The sequence below is a fragment of the Micromonospora sp. L5 genome (assembly GCF_000177655.2).
Lineage (GTDB): Bacteria > Actinomycetota > Actinomycetes > Mycobacteriales > Micromonosporaceae > Micromonospora > Micromonospora aurantiaca.
On record NC_014815.1, the window covers coordinates 6,573,644 to 6,592,672 of the forward strand.

Below are 19,029 nucleotides of genomic sequence, written 5' to 3' on the forward strand. Positions count from 1 at the left end.
TTGCCAGCGCCACGGACGCACAACCGGTCCGCGAGGTGCGCGTCCGAGTCGTTCCTGCTCGCCCGGCACCCGCTGACCGTGGCGCAGGTCCGGTACTGGCTGCCCGAGTACGAGGACGACTACGTCGAGGCGGACACCGGCACGGCTCGGCTCGAAGGCGACCTGGAGGACCTACTCGAGCTGTTGCCGTTCGACCTGCCCAGCGAGGCGCAGTGGGAATACGCAGCCCGGGCCGGCACCACCACGCTGACCTTCCACGGTGACGGGAAACCCGACGAGGACAGCTCCTCGACGACTTCGGCGACGAGACGCGGACGGCCGCCGGCGAGAACGCGTTCGGGCTGGTGGCGATGGGCTCGGCGAACGAGCTCTGCGCCGACGTGTGGATCCCCGGGTTCGACGGCGCGCCGTCAGACGCGCGACCGCGGACCGGATACGGGCCCCGGTCCGTACGCGGCGGAGCCGCCGATCAATACCCGTGGCAGGGCTGCGACGAGTGGCTGCTACTGCTCTCCGCCACCCGGTACGAACACGCCGACTTCACGGCCGTACGCCCGGCCGCACCACTGCCACCCCACTGAGGCAGGTGGGAGCGGATCTGTCGCAAGCCGGCGAGCAGGCTCGATGGTCGCCGAGCAGGGATATCTCACGCCGCCCTTCGGCCTCACCGCTCGCACAGCCCGCTTGATCCCCCCGGCAGCACGGTAGTCCGGTCCGAACCTGCCGGCCGGACACGACGCTGCGCGACGAGTCAGGGCGATCGAGGCGTATCCCGATCTCGACGGGGTCCTCGATACGCGGCCTCGACGAGCGACGGAGTTACGAGACATCCTCTAGCCGCCGCCGAGCGGGTGTACCAGGATGACCTGATCAACAACCATCCTTACGCCTCGGCGAGCAAGCTGGTCCCTGCCCTCGCGCTGACCGGCCGATCCAACGAGGCGCTGCCGCACACCGAGGCCATGTGGGCCGACTGGTGCCGGGCGGGCCGGCCCCCGCCCCCTGGCTGTGGCTCCCCGTCAGCTTTATAGATCGTGTACCGACCGGACTTGCGGCAGCCCGTCCTCGGTCAGCACGATCGTCACCCGGAGGTGTCCGGGCGGAGTGCGCCGGGGCCGTCCGGCACGTCCACACGCGGGTCGATCGGCGGGTACACCTCGGGATCGAGGTCGGGGTTGGTCATCGGCTCAGTCTTCGACGCCACCGTCGGGACCGCCCGCCGAGCACGATGACGGGCGACGTTCGCCGGCGCGACAGCCGGAGGAAGCGGCCCTCGACGCGCGGCGAGAGCGACGAGGGCCGCGGCCTGGGCGGTGGCAGCGGACGGCGGGCGGTGGTCAGTCGGGCGGGGCCATCCGGCGACGCAGTTCCCGCTTGAGCACCTTGTGGCTCGGCCCGAGCGGCAGGTCGTCGACATACCGGATCTGCCGCGGGTACTTGTGCCGGCCCAGATGCTCCCGCGACCAGTCGATCATCTCCTGCTCGTCGGGCAGGCCCGGGCCGGCCGGGTCCGCCACCACCACCGCGCAGACCTCCTCGCCGTGACGCGGGTCGGGCACCCCGATCACCGCCACCTGGCCGACCGCCGGGTGCCGGGCAAGGACCTCCTCCACCTCGCGTGGGTAGACGTTGAAGCCACCCCGGATGATCATGTCCTTCTTCCGGTCGATGATGGTGATGAACCCGTCGGCGTCCTTGCGTCCCAGGTCACCGCTACGGAACCAGCCATCCACCACCGCCTCCGCGGTCGCTTCGGGCCGCCCCAGGTAACCGGCGAAGACGTTGTGCCCCCGGATGACGATCTCGCCGAGCTCTCCGGTCGGCAGCAGCTCGATCCGCTCGTCCACCTCCGCGCGGGCGATCTCCACCTCCACGCCCCAGACCGGGTGCCCGATGGTCCCGGCGCGGGTGCCGAAGTGCGGCTGGTTGGTGGTGGCGGTGGGTGAGGTCTCGGAGAGCCCGTACCCCTCGAAGACCGTCGTCTGGAAGGCGGCGTGGAACCGTTCCAGCACGGCCACCGGCAGCGACGCCCCGCCGGAGACGCAGAGCCGCAGCCGGGGCAGGTCGTCCCGGTCCCGGGCGGCGTCGAGCAGCGCCACGTACATGGTGGGCACGCCGTGGAAGACGTCCACCCCCTCACGCAGCATCAGGTCGATGGCGGCCGGCCCGGTGAACCGGCTCAGCAGCACCAGCGTCGCGCCGATCCGGAAGGTGCCGTTCATCGCCACCGTCTGGCCGAAGCTGTGGAACAGCGGCAGGCAGCCGAGCACTACGTCCGTCCTGCGCGCGTCGTTGGCGTCGAAGACGTTCACGGTGGCGTTCATGATCAGGTTGAGGTGGGTGAGCACGGCGCCCTTGGGCACCCCGGTGGTGCCGCTGGTGTAGAGCACCACCGCCGGGTCCTCCGCCGACCGGGTGACGTACGACGGCAGCGCTGGCAGCGGGTGGCTCAGCTCCTCCAGCCGGGGCGCGACCGCGCCGGCGGCCGTCGGCCCGACGGTCACCAGCGGCACGCCGGCCGCCGCCGCGGCGGCGGCGCCCAGGGCGAGCTGGGAGCTGTGACACACCAGCAGCTTCGTGCCGCTGTCGGTCAGCACGTGCGCCGCTTCGTCCACGGTCAGCAGCAGGTGCACCGGGACGAGCACCGCGCCGGCGGCGAGGGCCCCGTAGTAGACCCGGGGGAAGTCCACCACGTTCGGGGCCAGCAGGGCCACCTTGTCGCCCGGGCCGACCCCCCGCTCGCGCAGCCCGGCGGCGTAGCTGCGCGCCTCCAGCCACAGCTCGGCGTACGTCACCCGGGCGTCGCCGTCGACCACGGCGACGGTGTCGGCGTGCCGGCGGGCGGACTCGGCCAGCACCATGGCCAGCGACAGCGCGGTCATCGGGCCACGCCCCGCACCAGGCGGCTGACCGTCTCGGCGACGCAGACCGGCTTGCCGCCGGCGTCGCTCTCCACGGCGACCGCGGTGACCACCTGCACGCCGCCGTCCACGGGTGACACCCCGGCCAGGGTCGCGGTGGCGCGGACCGCGCTGCCGACCCGGAGCGGGGCCGGGAAGCGCACCCGGTTGAGGCCGTAGTTGACCCCCATGGCCACCCCCTCGACCCGGTAAAGGCCACCGGCCAGCGCCGGCAGCAGGGACAACGTGAGGTAGCCGTGCGCGATGGTGCCGCCGAACGGGCCGGCCGCGGCCCGTCGCGGGTCGATGTGGATCCACTGGCGGTCGTCGGTGGCGTCGGCGAACCGGTCGACCCGTTGCTGGTCGATCCGGAACCAAGGGCCGGGGCCCAGGGTCTCGCCGGTCGCCTCGGCCAACTCCTCGATGGACGCGAAGACCCTCATGCCAGGTGCCCTCCCAGCTTCGTGTAGCCGCGCAGCAGGTCGCGGGAGATGATCAGTCGCTGCATCTCGTCGGTGCCCTCGAAGATCCGGTACAGCCGGACCTGCCGGTACCAGCGCTCGATCGGCAGCTCACGGGTGTAGCCCATGCCGCCGTGGATCTGCAGGACGCGGTCGACCACCCGATTGACCATGCCCGCGCCGTAAAGCTTCGCCATCGAGGAGGCGTGCCGCGGGTCCATGCTCTGCTCGACGGTCCAGGCGGCGCGCAGGATGAGCCAGCGGGCCGCCTCCAGCTCGGTCTCCGAGTCGGCGATCATCCACTGGATGGCCTGGTTGGTGCCGATCTTCGCGCCGAAGGTCTCCCGGGTGTTGGCGTAGTCGATGGCCATCGACAACGCCCGCTCGGCGATGCCGAGGGCGTGCGACGGGATAATGTAACGGCCCTTGCCGATCCACTCCATGCCGAGGCTGAAGCCCTGCCCGGGCTCGCCGAGGATGTTGCGCCCGGGTACCCGGACGTCGTCGAAGACCAGCGAGGCGGGGCCGCCCTCGCCCATCGTCTGGATGAACTCTGAGCGCCAGCCCATCGACCGGTCCACCAGGAACGCGGTGGCGCCGCCGTGGCGGGCCCCCTTCTCCCGGTCGGTCACCGCGATCACGATGGCGAAGTCGGCGTCGTGACCGCCGGTGATGAAGGTCTTCTCGCCGTTGAGGATCCAGTCGTCGCCGTCACGGCGGGCGCTGAGCTTGATGTTGGCCGCGTCGGAGCCGGCGCCGGGCTCGGTGATCGCGAAGCAGCTGCGCCGCTCCCCCTCGATGGTCGGGACCAGGTACTCGCGCTTCTGCTCGTCATTGGCGTGGAACAGGATGTTGTCCGCCTCGCCGCCGAACCGGAACGGCACGAACGAGCGGCCGAGTTCGGTCCAGATCAGGGACTGGGTGACGGCCGGCAGGTCCATGCCGCCGTACTCCTCCAGGGTGGCCAGCCCCCAGAATCCGAACTTGCGCGCCTTGAGCTGCAACTCGCGCAGCTCGCTGTGCTCCAGTCCGGGCCGGTGTACCCGTTCCCGCCGCAGCAGCTCCTGCTCCAGCGGCATGACCTCCCGGGTGATGAAGTCGCGGGCGGTGTCGCGGATCGCCTGCTCGGTGTCGGAAAGCGCGAAGTCCATGTCCCTCCGGGTGCTGGTCCGCCGGCGCGCCTCAGCGCGCGCCGCCGTTGACGTACAGGGTCTGTCCGCTGACGTACGACGCGTCGTCGCTGGCCAGGAAGGCGATCACCGAAGCGATCTCGGTCGGCTGGGCGACCCGGCGCAGCGGGGTGTGCTCGGCGACCGTCCGCTGATGCTCCTCCGGGCTGCTGCCGACCCGCTGCGCGGTGGCGGCGGTCATCGCGGTGGCCACGTAGCCCGGGGCGACGGCGTTGACCGTGACGTTGTACGGGCCGAGTTCGATGGCGAGGGTGGCCGTCAGACCCTGCACCCCCGCCTTGGCCGCCGCGTAGTTGACCTGGCCCCGGTTGCCGAGGGCGGAGCGGCTGCTGAGGTTGACTATCCGGCCGTAGCGGGCCGCGACCATGTGCTGTTGGGCGGCCTGGCAGCAGAGGAACATGCTGGTCAGGTTGGTGGTCAGCACCGCCTCCCAGTGTGGCAGTGGCATCTTGAACAGCAGGTCGTCGCGGGTGATGCCGGCGTTGTTCACCAGCACGTGCAACCCGCCGTACGCCTGCATCACCCGGTCGCTCATCGCGGCCACCGCCGCGGGGTCGGTCACGTCGCAGCCGATGCCGACGGCCCGGCCGCCGGCCGCGGTGATCTCGTCGGCGACCGCCCGGCTGCGCTCCTCGTCGAGGTCGACCACGGCGACGGCGGCGCCCTCGGCGGCCAGCCGGTGCGCGGTCGCCGCGCCGATGCCCTGCCCGGCGCCGGTGACGACGGCCACCCGGTCGGCGAATCTGGTCACGGTTATCCCCTTTGCTAGAAGGCGTTGACGCCGGTGAGCGCGCGCCCGATGAGCAGCTGCTGGATCTGGCTGGTGCCCTCGTAGAGGGTGGCCACCCGGGCGTCGCGCAGGTACTTGCCGACCGGGTACTCGTCGATGTAGCCGTACCCGCCGAAGACCTGGACGGCGTTGTTGGCCGCCCGGACCGCTGCCTCGCTGGCGAAGAGCTTGGCCATCGAGGCCTCGGTGGCGAACGCCTCGCCCCGGTCCACGAGGTCGGCCACCCGCCACACCAGCAGCCGGGCGGCGGCGGTGTCCACGGCAATGGCGGCGAGCAACTGCTGCACCAGCTGGTGCCCGGCGATCGGCTTGCCGAACTGGGTGCGCTGCCCGGCGTAGCCGACCGCCGCGTCGAGGCAGCCCTGGGCGATGCCGACGCAGCCTGCGGCCACCGACATCCGGCCCTTGGCCAGGGTGGCCAGGGCCAGCCGGAACCCGCCGCCGACCGGGCCGAGGCGCGCCGAGTCGGGCACCCGGACGGCGTCGAAGCGCAGCTCACCGGTTGCCTGCCCGCGCAGCCCGAGCTTGCCGTGGATCTCCCTCCGGGTGAGCCCGGCGACGTTGGTGGGCACCAGGAACGCGCTGATGCCCCGGTGTCCGGGTCCGCCGGTGCGGGCGAAGAGCAGGACCACGTCGGCCACGGTGCCGTTGGTGATGAACGTCTTCGCGCCGGTGATCAGCCAGTCGCCGCCGTCGCGGGTCGCCCGGGTGGTCAGCGCGGCCGCGTCCGAGCCACTGTCCGGTTCGGTCAGGGCGAAGCAGCCGAGCGCGGTGCCGGCGCAGAGCCGGGGCAGCCACTCGGCCCGCTGCGCGGCGGACCCGTACGCGGCGATGGCCTTGGCGACCAGCCCGAGCGACACCGAGACGATGCCCCGGACGGCGGAGTCGCCCCGGCCGAGCTCTTCCAGCACCAGGCAGTAGGAGAGGTGGTCGCCGCCGGACCCGCCGTCTTCCTCGGAGATGGTCAGCCCGAGGAAGCCCAGCCGGCCGAGCTTGTCGACGATCTCCGGGTCGACCGACTCGCGCCGGTCCCAGGCCGCGGCGTGCGGGACCACCTCACGGTCGACGAACTCGGCGGCGAGCTGACGAACCGCCGCCTGCTCCGCGGAGAGCTGAAGGTCCATGCGGCATAAACTAGCGCTGCAAGTTTAAGTACGTCCAGACCCGGCTGTGGCAGAGTTGCCGCGGGCCGACGAGTGAGCGAGGGAGGCGCGGATGCCCCGGCCGAGGCAGGCGTTGCTCAGCCGGCAGCGGATCGTCGATGCCGCCGCCGCGCTGATCGACGCGGACGGGCTGGAGGCGTTCTCCACCCGCCGGCTCGCTGCCGAACTCGGCGTACGCGGGCCCTCGCTCTACAACCACTTCGCCACCAAGGACGACATTCTCGACGCGGTGGCCGACAGCGTGACCGCCCAGGTGGACGTCTCTTTCTTCGGGCGCCTGGACTGGCGCGAGGCGCTGCGCCGGTGGGGGCACTCGTATCGGGCGGCACTGGCCGCGCACCCGAACATCGTGCCGTACCTGGCCCGCGGGCCGGGCCGGCGGCCGGCAGCGCTGGCGATGGCCGACACGGTCTACGGCGGGCTCGTCGCTGCCGGCTGGCCGCCCGCGCGCGCGACGCACATCGGCGCGCTGATGCGCTACTTCGTGGCGGGCTCCGCGCTCGGATCGTTCGCCCGTGGCTTCGTCGAGGACCCGGGGTTGTACGGGGAGCGGTATCCGCACCTGACCCAGGCGCACCGGCTCGCCGAGCATCAGCAACGGGTGGACGAGGGCGCCTTCGCGCTCGGCCTCGACGCACTCATTGATGGGCTCTCCCGCACCTACGAGGAGCACATCGGGCCGCTACCACCCCTCCCGCCAGCCGATCCGGGCACAAGAGCAAAAACTTGCAGCGCTAGTTTTTGACCACCGTGAGGGGCGCGATGGATCTCGCACGAACCGACATCTATCTCGACGAAGCGTAAGTCGCCCCCTCCTGCGGACAGACCATCGCGGTGCACAACCCGGCGACCGAGGAGGTACTGGCGAGCGTGCCGGCGGCACGGCGGCCGACGACGAAGAGACAGCGGTGGCCGTCGCGAACGACTCCCGGTGCGGCCTGGCCGGCGCTGTCTGGTCCGCCGACGAGCAGCGGGCGGTGCGGGTCGCCCGGCGGATCCGCACCGGAGCCGTCGACATCAACGGCGCGCCGTTCAACCCGCTCGCCCCGTTCGGCGGCTACAAGCAGTCCGGCCCTGGCCGGGAACTGGGCCGCTACGCGCTCGACGAATTCCTCCAGACCAAGGCGATCCAGCGATGAGGGCGCTGCTCGCCCGCGGCGTGGACCAGCCGCTGACGGTGGAGGAGGTGGAGCTGCCGGACCCCGGGCCGGGTGAGGTATGGGTGCGGGTACGAGCCGCCGGGGTCTGCCACTCGGACCTGTCCATGGTCAACGGCACCCTCGCGCCGCCGTACCCGCTGGTGCTCGGCCACGAGGCGGCGGGCGGGGTGATCGAGGTCGGCCCCGGCGTCGACCGGGTCCGGCCCGGCACGCACGTGGTGCTGAACTGGGCGCCGCCCTGCCGGCGGTGCTAGTACTGCGGTCGCGGCGAGCCGTGGTTCTGCGCGCGGACGGGCTCCCCTGCGACCGCCCGGGGCCGGACCTCGGACGGTTCGCCGCTGCACGTCGCCCTCGGCCTCGGCGCGCTGGCCGAGGAGGTGTTGGTGCCGCAGGAGGCGGTGATCGACGTTCCGGCGCAGCTGCCGTTCGCCACCGCGGCCCTGCTGGGCTGCGCCGTGCTCACCGGGGTCGGCGCGATACGCCGGACCGCCCGGGTGGCGCCCGGCGACTCGGTGGCGGTAATCGGTCTCGGCGGGGTGGGCCTATCGGTGGTCTCCGCCGCCCGGGCCGCCGGCGCCGATCCGGTGCTCGCCGTCGACGTGTCGCCCGCCAAGGCCGAACTGGCCGCCGCCGCCGGGGCCACCGACTTCCTCGTCGCCGACGACGCGCTGAGCCGGGCGATCCGGGAGCGCACCCACGGGCGTGGCGTCGACCACGCCCTGGAGTGCGTCGGCCGCGGCGTGACCATCCGCGCCGCCTGGCGGGCCGCCCGGCGCGGAGGGCAGGTAACCGTGTTGGGGATGGGCGCGCGGGACGACGTGGTCAGCCTGAGCGCGCTGGACATCTTCCACTCCGGGCGGACACTGCGTTCCTCGGTGTACGGCTCGTCCGACCCGAACCGGGACCTGCCCGAGCTGGCCCGCGCCGTGCTCGACGGCACCCTGGACCCGGCCACCCTGATCACCGACCGGACCGGCCTGGACGGCGCCGCACCGGCGTTCGACCGGATGGCCCGCGGCGAGGGCGCCCGTACCGTCGTGCTGCCCTGACCGTCGCTGCCCGCCGCCGCGCCGGGTTCAGTGCAGCGCGCGGGCGAGCTCGGTACGGGACCGAATGCCGAGCCGATGGAAGATGTTGCGCAGGTGGTGGTCGACGGTCCGGGCGGCCACCCCGCCGTCCCCGCCGGCCACAGCTTCCAGCTCCGCCGCCAGCACCGGTCCGACATCACCTCGATCGGCGCCTCCACCCGTGCCCGGGACACGGCCGTCGTTCCCGGCCACGCCCCAGTCGTCGCTCGCTTCACCGGCCAGTAGCAGCCCAGCAGTGCTCGTAGCGACGATCGGCCAATCGGGTCACAGCCGCATCCGGTGTGCCTGTCAACGAACAGCAGGGGTCTGCTGCACCCCTGACGTCCAGGCATGGCTTCAGGTGCTAGCCGAACTAGACCCAGCCCCGGAGGTGATCACACCATCCGAACAAACGCCGAAGGAGCCGCTCGACCGCACGGACTGACCACCGAGGTTGACGAAAATAGGAGCGTCCACTTCACCGGCAGTCGGCTGGGGCCTATGGATCTAAAGGTGTTTCCGGCCTGACCCATCGGGCGTTGTGCCTGGTGAGGAGGGTGCCGTGATGACCGCGACACTGAACGACCAGACCGGAGGCAAGAAACGGCCTGAGCCGTCGGCGGAGGCGACAGCCGCGGCGGAGTTGGTCCGGGCCGCGAAGGAACAAGGGCTGTCGCTGACCGGCCCGGACGGGCTGCTCAAGCAGCTGACCAAGACGGTCCTGGAGACCGCACTGAACGAGGAGATGACCGAGCACCTCGGCTATGCCAAACACGAATCTGACGGCGCCGGTTCGGGCAACATCCGCAACGGCAGCCGGTCGAAGACGGTGCTGACCGACGCGTCGGGTCCGGTGCGCATCGACGTGCCGTGGGACCGGGCTGGCACCTTCGAACCGCAGATTGTGCGTAAGCGGCAGCGTCGCCTGTCCGGGGTCGATGAGGTCGTGTTGTCGCTGTATGCCAAAGGCCTCACGACCGGAGAGATCGTGGATTGCCTGGCTCCTTACACCCCGGATGGCGAGCCCGCTGCCAGGTAGACGATGGATGCAATGATGCCCATCAGGCAGGCAACCACCAACAGTACGTGCCCCTGCCGCCACTTACGCACTACGGGGCCAGTGGTCGCCACCATCGGCGTTTCCTCCATGAGCTCAAGGATCGCCCTCAGCCTTCGTTCATACTGGGCTACGGTCAGCCGATGTCCGCCGCCCACGCCGGGGATCAATGCCCTGATATCGATGGGGGAATGCCCCAGCACCCGCAACTCGATGTTGAGACGCGAATGCCCCTGAACCCCATCGACGATCGCCCGTGGCACATCGTACCTGACCATGGGGTTAGCTACTACAACGTGCGTTTTTGTCACCGCAATATAGGCCGCTGGACCGGCTAGATAGAAAAGCACGATCGCGGTTGCCAGGAACGGAAGTGATCCGACTACTGCATTGAGGTTCTCATCCGTGATTGCCGTCAGCGACCACGCCCCAGCCACCGCTAGCGCCACCATAGAGACGAGGGCCAGCTTGTCTAGCCGGCGTATCGCAGCTGGTCGTTCTACTGTCATCATGACTGCTCCCATGAGAACCCCGCACCAGACCCCTCTTCAGCCCGTCCACGCCAAGGTTGGTTATTATCCCATACACTCTGCGTGTGCAACGTATTGAGGTATCCGTAGGCAGTCGAGATCATGCTTGTGACACCCTGCATCACCCACTCCATCTTCACCCGTAGAGCAGTCGGTACGACGGACCTCAAATGGCGGGGCATGTACTTCACTGAGCTGCCAACGGCTTTCGCATGGCGCGCCACGTACTCTAGTGAACCGCCGAGGGCCTTGACCAAACCGTTAACTCCGGCGTTGCCTAGCCTGGGCAGCCCTAATAGACCGAGTAGCGTCCCGCCGAGGGCACCGATCGCAGAGCTCAAGTAGCACACGCAGTCCTGAAATGCAGCAACGAAGTAGGCGATCACCGATGCTAGACCGAAAAAAGCCGTGATGCCGAGACAAACGCTACACAGGAAACCGGGGACCAGGCCAACGACTTCCGAAATTTTACCAGCAATACCGCCGATCAATGCCGCCGTCGAAGACTTTTTCGAGTCCAGCTTCGGCTTCGTCGGCTTCGGCTTGGTCGACTTCGGCTTCGTCGGATTCGGCTTCTTACCTCCACTCTTCGGCTGCGACTTCTTCCGCGCTTTTGCCCAATCGTCGTCGCCGCAAGAGCCATGGCAACCGTCATTGTTGCCACGAACTGGGACGTATTTTCCATTTACGTCCTCGTAGTCGGCACCCGGGCCACACCTGTCATCCGAGCAGGCCTTCAGCCCGGACGGGTCTGACAACGTGACGGGACTGTTATTGCTGTACGAGAACGGATTCCACTGTTGTGGATCAGACAGGTCCATGATCGGGTCGACGCTGATGAACCGTCCGGTGGCCGCGTCGTATTCTCTGGCGCCAAGGTGCGTTAGTCCGTTGGGGTCCTGCGTACCGCCGACGAAACCCTTTTCGCCGGGCCAACCTGCGGGCTGTGGACCGCGGGCTTCCCCGAAGGGGAGGGTGCGACGTCGGGTGATGTTCAGGTTGCCGGGGTCGATGGCGAGTTGGTTGGTGCCGTGGTGGTCTGCACTCAGCCAGGTGAGGCCGGTGATGGTGCGAACCGCGACGGTAGCGTCGCCATGTTTGTAGTACCGAGTACCGTCGATTTGCCCGTTGCTGAGGCGGAGTTCGGTGTTGCCAAGGTAGAGAGTGGCGCCGGTGGAGTCGTGGCGAATAAGGCGGTTGCCGTCTACGTCGTAGATGTAGCTGAGGTTTTGGCCGTTCTGGATGGTGGAGGCGACGTGGCCTTCAGCATCCCAGGTGAGGGTTTGAGCGGTCCCATTGACCGTCCGGGCCGTGGTGTTGCCGGCGTTGTCGTAGCCGTAGCTGTCCGTACGGATGCTTTCCCCGGTGTAGGCAACCTGGTTGAGTTGATGGGGGTTGGGGCCACCTGCGGCAGGATAGCTGTAGGTGCCGGTGGTGGTGCCGGTCGAGCTGTAACTCGTCTGGGTGCGCCGGTTACCGGTGGTGTCGTAGGTCCAGGACAGCCGATAGGGGTCCGCGCCGGTTCGCTGTGGGGTTTGGCAGGTCCAGTCGGCTTCGGTCCACGCGTCGGTAAGGCGGCGGAGGTAGTCGTAGCGGAAGCATTCGACTTGGTCGCGGGTGCCATTGGTCTTCCCAGCAACGGCGGTGATGTTTCCGGCTTGGTCGTAGCCGTACTCGGTGGTGGATTTGTCGTCGAAGGATCCGGGTGACGCCTGACTCTCGGTGTCCACCTGTTGAGTGGTCAGTCGGCGGGTGCTGTCGTCGCGGGTCTCGGTGAGGCGAACCTGTTTGCCGCTCGTGCCGAGCAGCCGGCGGGAGACGGTGGCGTCCCAGGCGTAGGTGGTGGAGGCGACGTAGGTGGTAGCACCGGTGAGGATGGTGGGCAGACCAGCGTTGTTATAGCTGTAGGTGAGGGTTTCGGCTGGGAGGCCGCCAGCCGTGGGCGGGGTGGTCGTGGCCGGTGATCCGTCGGGGTTATAGGTGGCTTCGGCGGTGTATGTGCCGGCGAGGGCGCCTTCCGCGGCGGGGATGGTAACGGCAGTGCCGGTTGGTGCGTACAGGTCGGTGTAGCCGGTAATCGTGGTGGTGTAGGCGTTGGCGCCGACGTGCCGGGTAGAGGAGGTCAGTTGTCCCTTGGCGAGGGTGTCGTAGACGTAGGAGGCGCGCAGAGCTCCGCTAGTGGTGTCATCGCGGAGTTCCTCGAGCCGGCCGAGGGGGTCGTAGACGCGGGCGAGGACCTCTCCACGGCTGTCGGTAGTGGTAGTGAGCTGGCCGGCGTTGTCGTAAGTGGAGGTGGTGGTGCCGGCGTCGGGGTCGACGCGGCTGGTTTGCCTACCGAGCAGGTCGTAGGCATAGCTCCAGGGGTTACCGGCTGCGTCGGTCATGCCGGTCAGCCGGTCGAGGCCGTTGTAGGAGTATCGAGTTTCGTCGTAGTCGCCACTGGGCGTGGAGCCCTTGTACTGGCGTAGGGCGGACTTACGTCCCTGGGCGTCGAGGATGGTGGTGGTGGGGGTGGCGCCCGCGGGCGGATCGACGGAGACCCGATCGCCACCGTAGGTGGTGACGGTCTGCCACTTCAGTGCGCCCATGGACCACAGCGCGTCAATGGTCTGCCGTTCGAGGCCGTCGTAGGTCGCCCGCTGCTGGGTCGCGACGCCGGTGTCTGCGAAGCTGGCCAGGGTGCTGGTCGGGCCGGAGGCGCCGTTGTAGAAGGTGGAGGTCTTCGTTGTCAGGCCCCGCGCGTCGTACTGCGTGTCGGAGATGGCGCGCTTGCCGTCGGGGGCGGTTGCCTGGGTCTGGCGTAGGCGCAGGAGTCCGTCGTAGATCTCGAATGAGCTGATCTGGTTGTTGTTGGGCCCCAGGATTTTTGACTGCACGTAGCTTGGCGCTGATTTGGTGAGGGAGTAGCTGTATTCCTGGTTGCCCGGGTCGCTGGTGGAGCGGCCGGGCAGCCATACCTTGGTCAGCCGGCCCAGCGCGTCATACGTAGCGGTGGTGGTCTTGCCGTTGGGGTCCGTGGTGCTCTTCGATACGCCCAGCGCAGGGTCGACGACGACTGTCGTCTCGTGGAGCGCGGGATTCGTAACCGTGAAGCTTGTCAGAAGTCCGGTGCTGGCGTGGGTGTAGCTGGTGGTCGTGGCCCGTCCCAGGGCATCCTTGCCGGTGGCGGGACGCCCCCACTGGTCGTAGATCGCCTCGGCGGTGGTGATCCAGTTCGGGGCAGAGCCGTTGTACTTGTCGGCCTGCTCGGTCCGGGTCACGTCCCCCACCACGGGCAGGGCGGCGAGGGCCGGGTTGGTGGCACCGGGCTGGTCGTAGTAGTAGCGGGTGTCTCCGAGTGCGTCGGCGGGGAAGCTTGGGGTCGCTGGGCAGGACACTGCTTCGGTGTGTTGACTGGCCTGAGGGGAGGTGAGGTAGCGCTGTTGGCGGGCGAGGAGGTCGGCCTTGCCGTCGCCGGTGATGTCGCCGGTGGCGATGAACCAGTCGGTGTCCAGGCCGATCAGCCCGGTGGCCATCCGGACGCGGGCGGCGTAGCCGCCGGTGCCGTTGCTGGCGTAGAGCCAGATTCCGGCTTGGTCGGCGGCCATGATGTCGGTTTTGCCGTCGCCGGTGATGTCTCCCCAGCCGAAGGCTTGGCTGTAGGCGTTCCAGCCGGAGGTGCCGATCTGCGTGCCGGTGGCGACGGTGCCGCTGCCGGTGCCGGGCCAGATGTACAGCGCACCGTTGGTGTTGCGTCCGAGGACGTCGCCCTTGCCGTCGCCGGTGAAGTCGCCTGGGGAGAATAGGTCGTAGTTCTGCCAGCTCGTGGTGCCGATCTGGGTGGGGTTGGACAGAGTGGTGGCGTTGTTCCACCGCCACAGGGTGCCGTCGGGCTTGGAACCGATGACGTCTGGTTTGCCGTCACCGGTGAAGTCGCCTGGTGAGAAAAGGTCTTGGTAGGCGTTCCAGCCGCTGTTACCGATCTTGACCGCAGATCCGTAGCCGCCGGTGCCGTTGCCGGGAATGAGCCACAGGCTACCGTCGGCAGGCCGTCGGGCGACGAGATCTGTTTTGCCGTCGGCGTTGAAGTCCCCGGCTGGGAAGGTCACGTCGTAGCCGGACCAGTCGGCGGCCACCACGGCGGGCAGCAGGTTGAGCGCTGACGGGCCGGTGCCGTCGAAGCGGCGCAGGTTGGCCGTGGTGTTGCTGGCGTAGGTGTAGGTGGTGCAGGTTTCGTCGGCGGGTGCGGCGGTGTCGGTGTCCCCGACGTCGTCGACCTCGGTAAGGAGACCGGTGGAAGGGTTCCAGGTGTTGTTGACGCGGGTCGAGCGCCACGTGTTGGTCGTCGTCAGCCAGGTGTAGGTCGATTCCTGGGCGGTGCGGGTGATGTACGAGGTGTGTTTGGTGGGGATCGCCCAGTCGGCGGTGAGAACTCGCTGCCCGGTCTGGTGCGACACCGGGGTGAAGATCGTCTTGGTCAGGGCCTGCCCGTTCGGGCTGGCGTACTCGATCTTCTCGTGGAGGAAGCCCCGACGCGACCAGTCGTCGTTGGACACCTGGCTGAGGGAGTTCGTGATCGACGACGCCCGGTTCTCGCCGGTGTCAGTCGAGTCGAGCCACAGGCCGCGGTAGTACAGGTACTTCGTCTGTGTCTGCGGACCGGCGGACGGGCCGGTAGTCACGGTGACGGTGGAGTATCCGCGCCAGTCCGCCCACGACCGCTTCGGCAGGAACGACGCCCAGGTGGCTGCGCCGTTGTCATGGCCCCACAACACCGGCGTCGACGAGCCGGCTGTGGAGTAGCTGTAGCTGGTCACGACGTCCGGTGAGCCGCCGACAAGGTCCTTCTCCGTGACGGACTTGACGATGTACTTGTGCCACCACGACCACCCCTCGGGCGCCTGCTGAGGGTAGTAGTACTGCGGAAAACACCGCTTGGTGTTGTTGTCCGGGTCAGGGAACGCGGTGCCGAACTGGCAGCCCGGGTCCGTGGCCTCGTACGCCACGTCGATCCGACCACCGGTTTCGGTGTCGATCTGCGCGATGCGCCACTTGCGGGGCTTGGCCATCGTGCCGTTTGGGTCGTAGTCGGCGCGCTGATCGAACCGCACTCCGTTGAAGGTGACCGCCGGCAGCGCAATGCTGCCCCCGTTGGCCTTACCGGTTCGGGTGATGGAGGCCATCCACAGCGCCGGAGATGTGCCGTTGCCTGTCGCGGGGAACTGGTGCGTCAGATCCCACTGATCCACGGTGCTGTACGTGGTGCCGGTTCCGGTCCACGTCTGCGACGCGATCGACGTCAGCCGCCTCGTCGACCAGAACGACGCCGGGCCACACGGGCTCGCCGAGCACGCGAGGTCCCATGGGGTGTCCGGCCAGTTCGCCTTGTCGTGCGTGGCACACGACGAGGTCAGACACCGATCGGCGGTGTTGAACACAATCTTGGCCGGCGCCGTCGTCGTGCCCTCGCTACCCGCCCGCAGGCCGTACTCGATCCGGTCGAGCTGCGCAGCTCGGTCATAAGTGACGATGGATGTGCTGCCGACCACGCGCTGCCGGTTGTACTCCTTGTTGTAGTAGTACACCATCGAGTTGCCGTGGGCGTCGACGACGTAGTCGAGGTTCCACCGGTAGGCCATCGCGCAACCCGACGCCGCCAACGACGCCGTCGAGAAGCACGGCTCGCCGCTGTCGTTCGACACCACCCGCTGGCCCTGCACCGAGTTGGTCCGCGTCGTCGTTCCCGGAAGAACGGACTGACCGAAGTAGTACTGGGTCCCGTCGCCGGTGGTGATCCGCCACCGCTCGTTGTTCCAGTTCAACGTGACGTCAGTGCCGTTGTCCGACAGCAGCTCCACCTTCGAGCCATCATCGTCGGCCAACCGCCACACTCCGTCATCGCCCGGGACGATCTCGGTGGAGCGGCCCTGCCACGAGATGCGGGCGTTGTTCAACCGCCAACAGGCATCCGGCAACCCGTTCGCAGCCGTCCAGTACGTGGTGCCGGGTTCCCGGTCATCCCAGCACGGCCGATACGACCGCTCGATGAACCCCGGCTGGTAATCCCAGCCCTCCCCCAGCCACGACGGCTGCACGTTCTCCCCCGCCGTACGACCATCCACCGAACCCGAGCCATAGCCCAACGACACCTCAGGCTCAAGCTCCCCCGGCACCGGCGGCCCAGAAATGTCGTAGCTCCACGAGAAATCCGCCGACGACCCGCCGGCCACCCACTGCGACGACGCGCTCAAATCCGTCTTCGAATAATCACCGGTGTCCGACGACGATCCCGCCGAACTCAACGCCACAACCGTCTGCTCCGAAGCACCAACCGCAGCGGGGCGGTCCAAGCCGGCCGCGGCAGCTTCCTTCTCCGACAAAGCCGGCAGGTCCGGCGTCACCTCCACCTCGGCACGCACCACCCCCGCCCGGTAGTCGTTGACCGTGGACAGCGGCTGCGCCTGGCGACACGCCTCCACCTCAGGCGACGTCAGGGCGCACGCTGGCAGAGAGACCAACTGGAGGCGAGCATCCCAGTCCGCGCCGTAGGCATGCCGAAACGCCGAATAGTCGAGCTCAAGCTCAACCCGACCCGCCTCACTTCGGCCATCCGCCCGTGCCACCTTCACCGCCAGCGGAAAACCAGCCCGCCGCGCCGCAGCCCGATCCAACACCCGCACCGCCACCCGAGGCGGGACAGCGGCCTCACCAGCCGCGCCCGGCGTCGATTTCGCGGACCGCGGAGCAGCCGGAGCGACGGCTACCGGCAGCCCACCGACCTTCGTGCGGGCAGGAAGCCGCCGCGACCCGTCAGGCGACAGCGGTAGATCCACCACCGCTGCCGCCGCAGACGGCCACGACACCGCCGCCGACTTGAACTTCTCCATCGCGGGCAGCGCAGCCTTCTTCGGCTTCACCGCCGACACCGGCACCGAACGATCCCGCGCCACCCCATCCGCCGCAGGCTTCGGCTTTGGCTTCGCCTCCGCCGGTACAACCGGCAACAACGACAAACCCACCGCCACCGCAGTCGGGAGTGCCCCACGCCGCACCAGCCAGCCCATCCGAGCAAACACCCGCGACGAACCCAACCCACCCACCACGCGTCGCCCCCGAAATCCACAGGTCAAGTGATCGAGGACGATAAGATCACGATGTTCGGCCGTCAAGACCCGAACACAATCAGTGAGGACGACGCGCCCAGAACCGGGCAGATGCAGCCATCGTCCTCACCAATGGTGATCCATACGACGCCCGATCTCCGGCCACGCAAGCCTCAACAACCAGCCGCGACGCTGTCTCGAACGCCGAAGAGGCCACCGCGCCCGGATGGTTGTGTACGCCTCCGGCGCCCCGCCCGCGCTCGCCCGCACCGCTCCCTGGCAGGACGGGCCTACGCGGCGGCGATCCGCGCGTCGATCGCTCACTGGGACCCCACCGGTCGCACCGACTGGCCCTCTCCCCCGACGTCCCACCGGGGCCAGCCTCATGACCACCCCCAACGCCGGGCCAGCCGCCGACGCCGTCGCCGACCTCAACGCGCTGCTCGGCCAGCTCGCCGACGACCCCGCCAGCCGTCGAGACGGTGGCGACGGAGCCGGTCGGCCCGGAGCCGGTCTACCGCAACGTCGAGGCCTTCGGTCGGCGGCTACCTCGCCCACGTCGTCGAGCGGCGCCTCGCCTCCAGGCCGACCAGCGGGATCAACTGGTGCCCGCGGTGGTGGGCGGCGCACCCCGAGGCGATCTCCCGCCTCGTGAGCGAGCAGGCGCAGCGCTTCAGGGTCGGTCGTGCAGGAACCAGGCGTCCGATCGGGTAAGGGCCAGGGCCAGTTCCCAGGGCGGGGACTCCAGGCTGCTGCCGACCGCCAGGTGCTGCAGAGCCAGCTGCCACGCCGGTTCACCCAACGCCGGCCGACGGGTGGTGACGAACTGCAACATGGTGCCCCAGGAGGCCACCAGCTCGGCGCCCCACTCGCGTTCCCACTCACGGATCGCCGCCGCCAGAGCCCGGCGGCCCGGGTCATCGCCCAGGTCGGGGCCGGCCGCCTTCGCCGTCGCACCGTGGTAGTCGAGCCAGGCCGGCGCCAGCCACTGGACCGGGGTCGGCAGCAGCACCAGCTGGGCGCCGCCGGGCGGAGTGAACCATCGACCGGTCCCGACGAGGTGGTCCGCCCGGCGCTGCGCCTGATCGAGGGTGACCGGGTCGGCCAGCAACCGCTCCCACGTCGAGCGCTCCACCGCGGCCAGAGAAAGCTCCAAAGGCGGGTCGGGAAAATCGAGAAAGTCGGGCAGCCACAGATGCGCCTCTTCGGGCGGGATTCGCGAATTAAACCCCGTCCAGCGATAGATCATCCATGGATCGATGCCGTCCATATCAGATAAAGCTTGTTCCGCATCGACGTCCTGCCACTGCTCGTCGATCCGGGTGAGAACGGGCCACCGGCCGGTGCGGCCTAGCGCGGCCCGGGCGACTTGCCAGGCAGGGAGCAGCCGGCCCGGGTCGAGACCCGTGATCACCAGCGTATCGCCGAGGCCCTCCTCGACCGGGAGGCCGTCCAATTCGGTCCCGTGTAGCACATCGGCGACTTCCTCGGGGTCCTCCAGCACCTCGGTCATGGACGAAACTGTAGCGGACAGACACCGAAGAATGCTGATGCCTAAACTCCGCCGCATGAGAATCGGACCTTATCTATCCGCTTTTGTTTTGGCGGTGACCGCACTCGCGACTGTCG

At 68.9% G+C, this 19,029-nt stretch carries 12 protein-coding genes and 2 pseudogenes; 5 read left to right on the forward strand and 9 right to left on the reverse strand.

What is annotated here, in order from left to right:
- Positions 1-1,337 precede the first annotated feature (1,337 nt).
- From ML5_RS29460 to ML5_RS29480, 5 genes are read right to left on the reverse strand one after another with little or no spacing between them, the layout of a single operon-like run.
- Positions 1,338-2,882, reverse strand: coding sequence for a long-chain fatty acid--CoA ligase (locus ML5_RS29460; RefSeq protein ID WP_013477300.1), 1,545 nt, complete (start codon positions 2,880-2,882; stop codon positions 1,338-1,340).
- Complete coding sequence (locus ML5_RS29465; RefSeq protein ID WP_013477301.1) at positions 2,879-3,343, reverse strand: MaoC family dehydratase; 465 nt, start codon at positions 3,341-3,343, stop codon at positions 2,879-2,881. The genes ML5_RS29460 and ML5_RS29465 overlap by 4 nt, the downstream gene beginning before the upstream one ends.
- Entirely contained in the window at positions 3,340-4,512 is a 1,173-nt protein-coding gene (locus tag ML5_RS29470; protein WP_013477302.1) for an acyl-CoA dehydrogenase family protein, read from the reverse strand. The genes ML5_RS29465 and ML5_RS29470 overlap by 4 nt, the downstream gene beginning before the upstream one ends.
- Before the next feature lie 31 nt (positions 4,513-4,543).
- Complete coding sequence (locus ML5_RS29475) at positions 4,544-5,302, reverse strand: SDR family NAD(P)-dependent oxidoreductase (protein WP_013477303.1); 759 nt, start codon at positions 5,300-5,302, stop codon at positions 4,544-4,546.
- A gap of 14 nt (positions 5,303-5,316) precedes the next feature.
- A complete protein-coding gene (locus ML5_RS29480) occupies positions 5,317-6,465 on the reverse strand; it encodes an acyl-CoA dehydrogenase family protein (RefSeq protein WP_013477304.1) in 1,149 nt (382 codons plus the stop codon).
- Between the two features lie 91 nt (positions 6,466-6,556).
- Here ML5_RS29480 and ML5_RS29485 point away from each other — a divergent pair, with 91 nt between their 5' ends.
- The 4 genes and pseudogenes from ML5_RS29485 to ML5_RS33345 all read left to right on the forward strand — a co-directional run bounded on the left by ML5_RS29485 (position 6,557) and on the right by ML5_RS33345 (position 8,713).
- Positions 6,557-7,249, forward strand: coding sequence for a TetR/AcrR family transcriptional regulator (locus tag ML5_RS29485; RefSeq protein ID WP_013477305.1), 693 nt, complete (start codon positions 6,557-6,559; stop codon positions 7,247-7,249).
- A gap of 145 nt (positions 7,250-7,394) precedes the next feature.
- Positions 7,395-7,643 (forward strand): annotated as a pseudogene (locus ML5_RS33040) (aldehyde dehydrogenase family protein); the annotation flags it as partial.
- Complete coding sequence (locus ML5_RS33340) at positions 7,640-7,918, forward strand: alcohol dehydrogenase catalytic domain-containing protein (RefSeq protein WP_369752018.1); 279 nt, start codon at positions 7,640-7,642, stop codon at positions 7,916-7,918. The pseudogene ML5_RS33040 and the gene ML5_RS33340, both read left to right, overlap by 4 nt.
- Positions 7,919-8,047: 129 nt before the next feature.
- Positions 8,048-8,713, forward strand: coding sequence for a zinc-binding dehydrogenase (locus ML5_RS33345; protein ID WP_369752020.1), 666 nt, complete (start codon positions 8,048-8,050; stop codon positions 8,711-8,713).
- A gap of 27 nt (positions 8,714-8,740) precedes the next feature.
- Here the strand turns inward: ML5_RS33345 and ML5_RS32635 are convergent, their stop codons facing one another.
- Entirely contained in the window at positions 8,741-8,878 is a 138-nt protein-coding gene (locus ML5_RS32635) for a LuxR C-terminal-related transcriptional regulator (RefSeq protein WP_201766716.1), read from the reverse strand.
- 418 nt (positions 8,879-9,296) lie between these two features.
- Here ML5_RS32635 and ML5_RS29500 point away from each other — a divergent pair.
- Positions 9,297-9,719 (forward strand): annotated as a pseudogene (locus ML5_RS29500) (IS256 family transposase); the annotation flags it as partial.
- A gap of 17 nt (positions 9,720-9,736) precedes the next feature.
- On the opposite strand, the gene ML5_RS32180 reads toward ML5_RS29500, so the two are convergent.
- The 3 genes from ML5_RS32180 to ML5_RS32185 all read right to left on the reverse strand — a co-directional run bounded on the left by ML5_RS32180 (position 9,737) and on the right by ML5_RS32185 (position 18,913).
- Positions 9,737-10,300: a hypothetical protein gene (locus ML5_RS32180; protein ID WP_143766964.1), complete on the reverse strand. Its 564-nt coding sequence runs from the start codon at positions 10,298-10,300 to the stop codon at positions 9,737-9,739.
- Positions 10,297-17,361 (reverse strand): FG-GAP-like repeat-containing protein, encoded by a 7,065-nt coding sequence (locus tag ML5_RS29510; protein WP_085983672.1) that lies wholly within the window; start codon positions 17,359-17,361, stop codon positions 10,297-10,299. Before ML5_RS29510 ends, ML5_RS32180 begins: the two co-directional genes overlap by 4 nt.
- Positions 17,362-18,073: 712 nt before the next feature.
- The gene (locus ML5_RS32185) at positions 18,074-18,913 is read right to left on the reverse strand and encodes a DUF4253 domain-containing protein (protein WP_013477309.1); all 840 of its coding nucleotides are present in this window, start codon (positions 18,911-18,913) and stop codon (positions 18,074-18,076) included.
- Positions 18,914-19,029: the final 116 nt, after the last annotated feature.

Coding starts and splice junctions, on each gene's coding strand:
- ML5_RS29480 (WP_013477304.1), bottom strand. CDS start 6,465: ATGGACCTTCAGCTCTCCGCGGAGCAGGCGGCGGTTCGTCAGCTCGCC.
- ML5_RS33340 (WP_369752018.1), top strand. CDS start 7,640: ATGAGGGCGCTGCTCGCCCGCGGCGTGGACCAGCCGCTGACGGTGGAG.
- ML5_RS32185 (WP_013477309.1), bottom strand. CDS start 18,913: ATGACCGAGGTGCTGGAGGACCCCGAGGAAGTCGCCGATGTGCTACAC.
- ML5_RS29470 (WP_013477302.1), bottom strand. CDS start 4,512: ATGGACTTCGCGCTTTCCGACACCGAGCAGGCGATCCGCGACACCGCC.
- ML5_RS29510 (WP_085983672.1), bottom strand. CDS start 17,361: ATGGGCTGGCTGGTGCGGCGTGGGGCACTCCCGACTGCGGTGGCGGTG.
- ML5_RS29485 (WP_013477305.1), top strand. CDS start 6,557: ATGCCCCGGCCGAGGCAGGCGTTGCTCAGCCGGCAGCGGATCGTCGAT.
- ML5_RS29460 (WP_013477300.1), bottom strand. CDS start 2,882: ATGACCGCGCTGTCGCTGGCCATGGTGCTGGCCGAGTCCGCCCGCCGG.
- ML5_RS29465 (WP_013477301.1), bottom strand. CDS start 3,343: ATGAGGGTCTTCGCGTCCATCGAGGAGTTGGCCGAGGCGACCGGCGAG.
- ML5_RS32180 (WP_143766964.1), bottom strand. CDS start 10,300: ATGATGACAGTAGAACGACCAGCTGCGATACGCCGGCTAGACAAGCTG.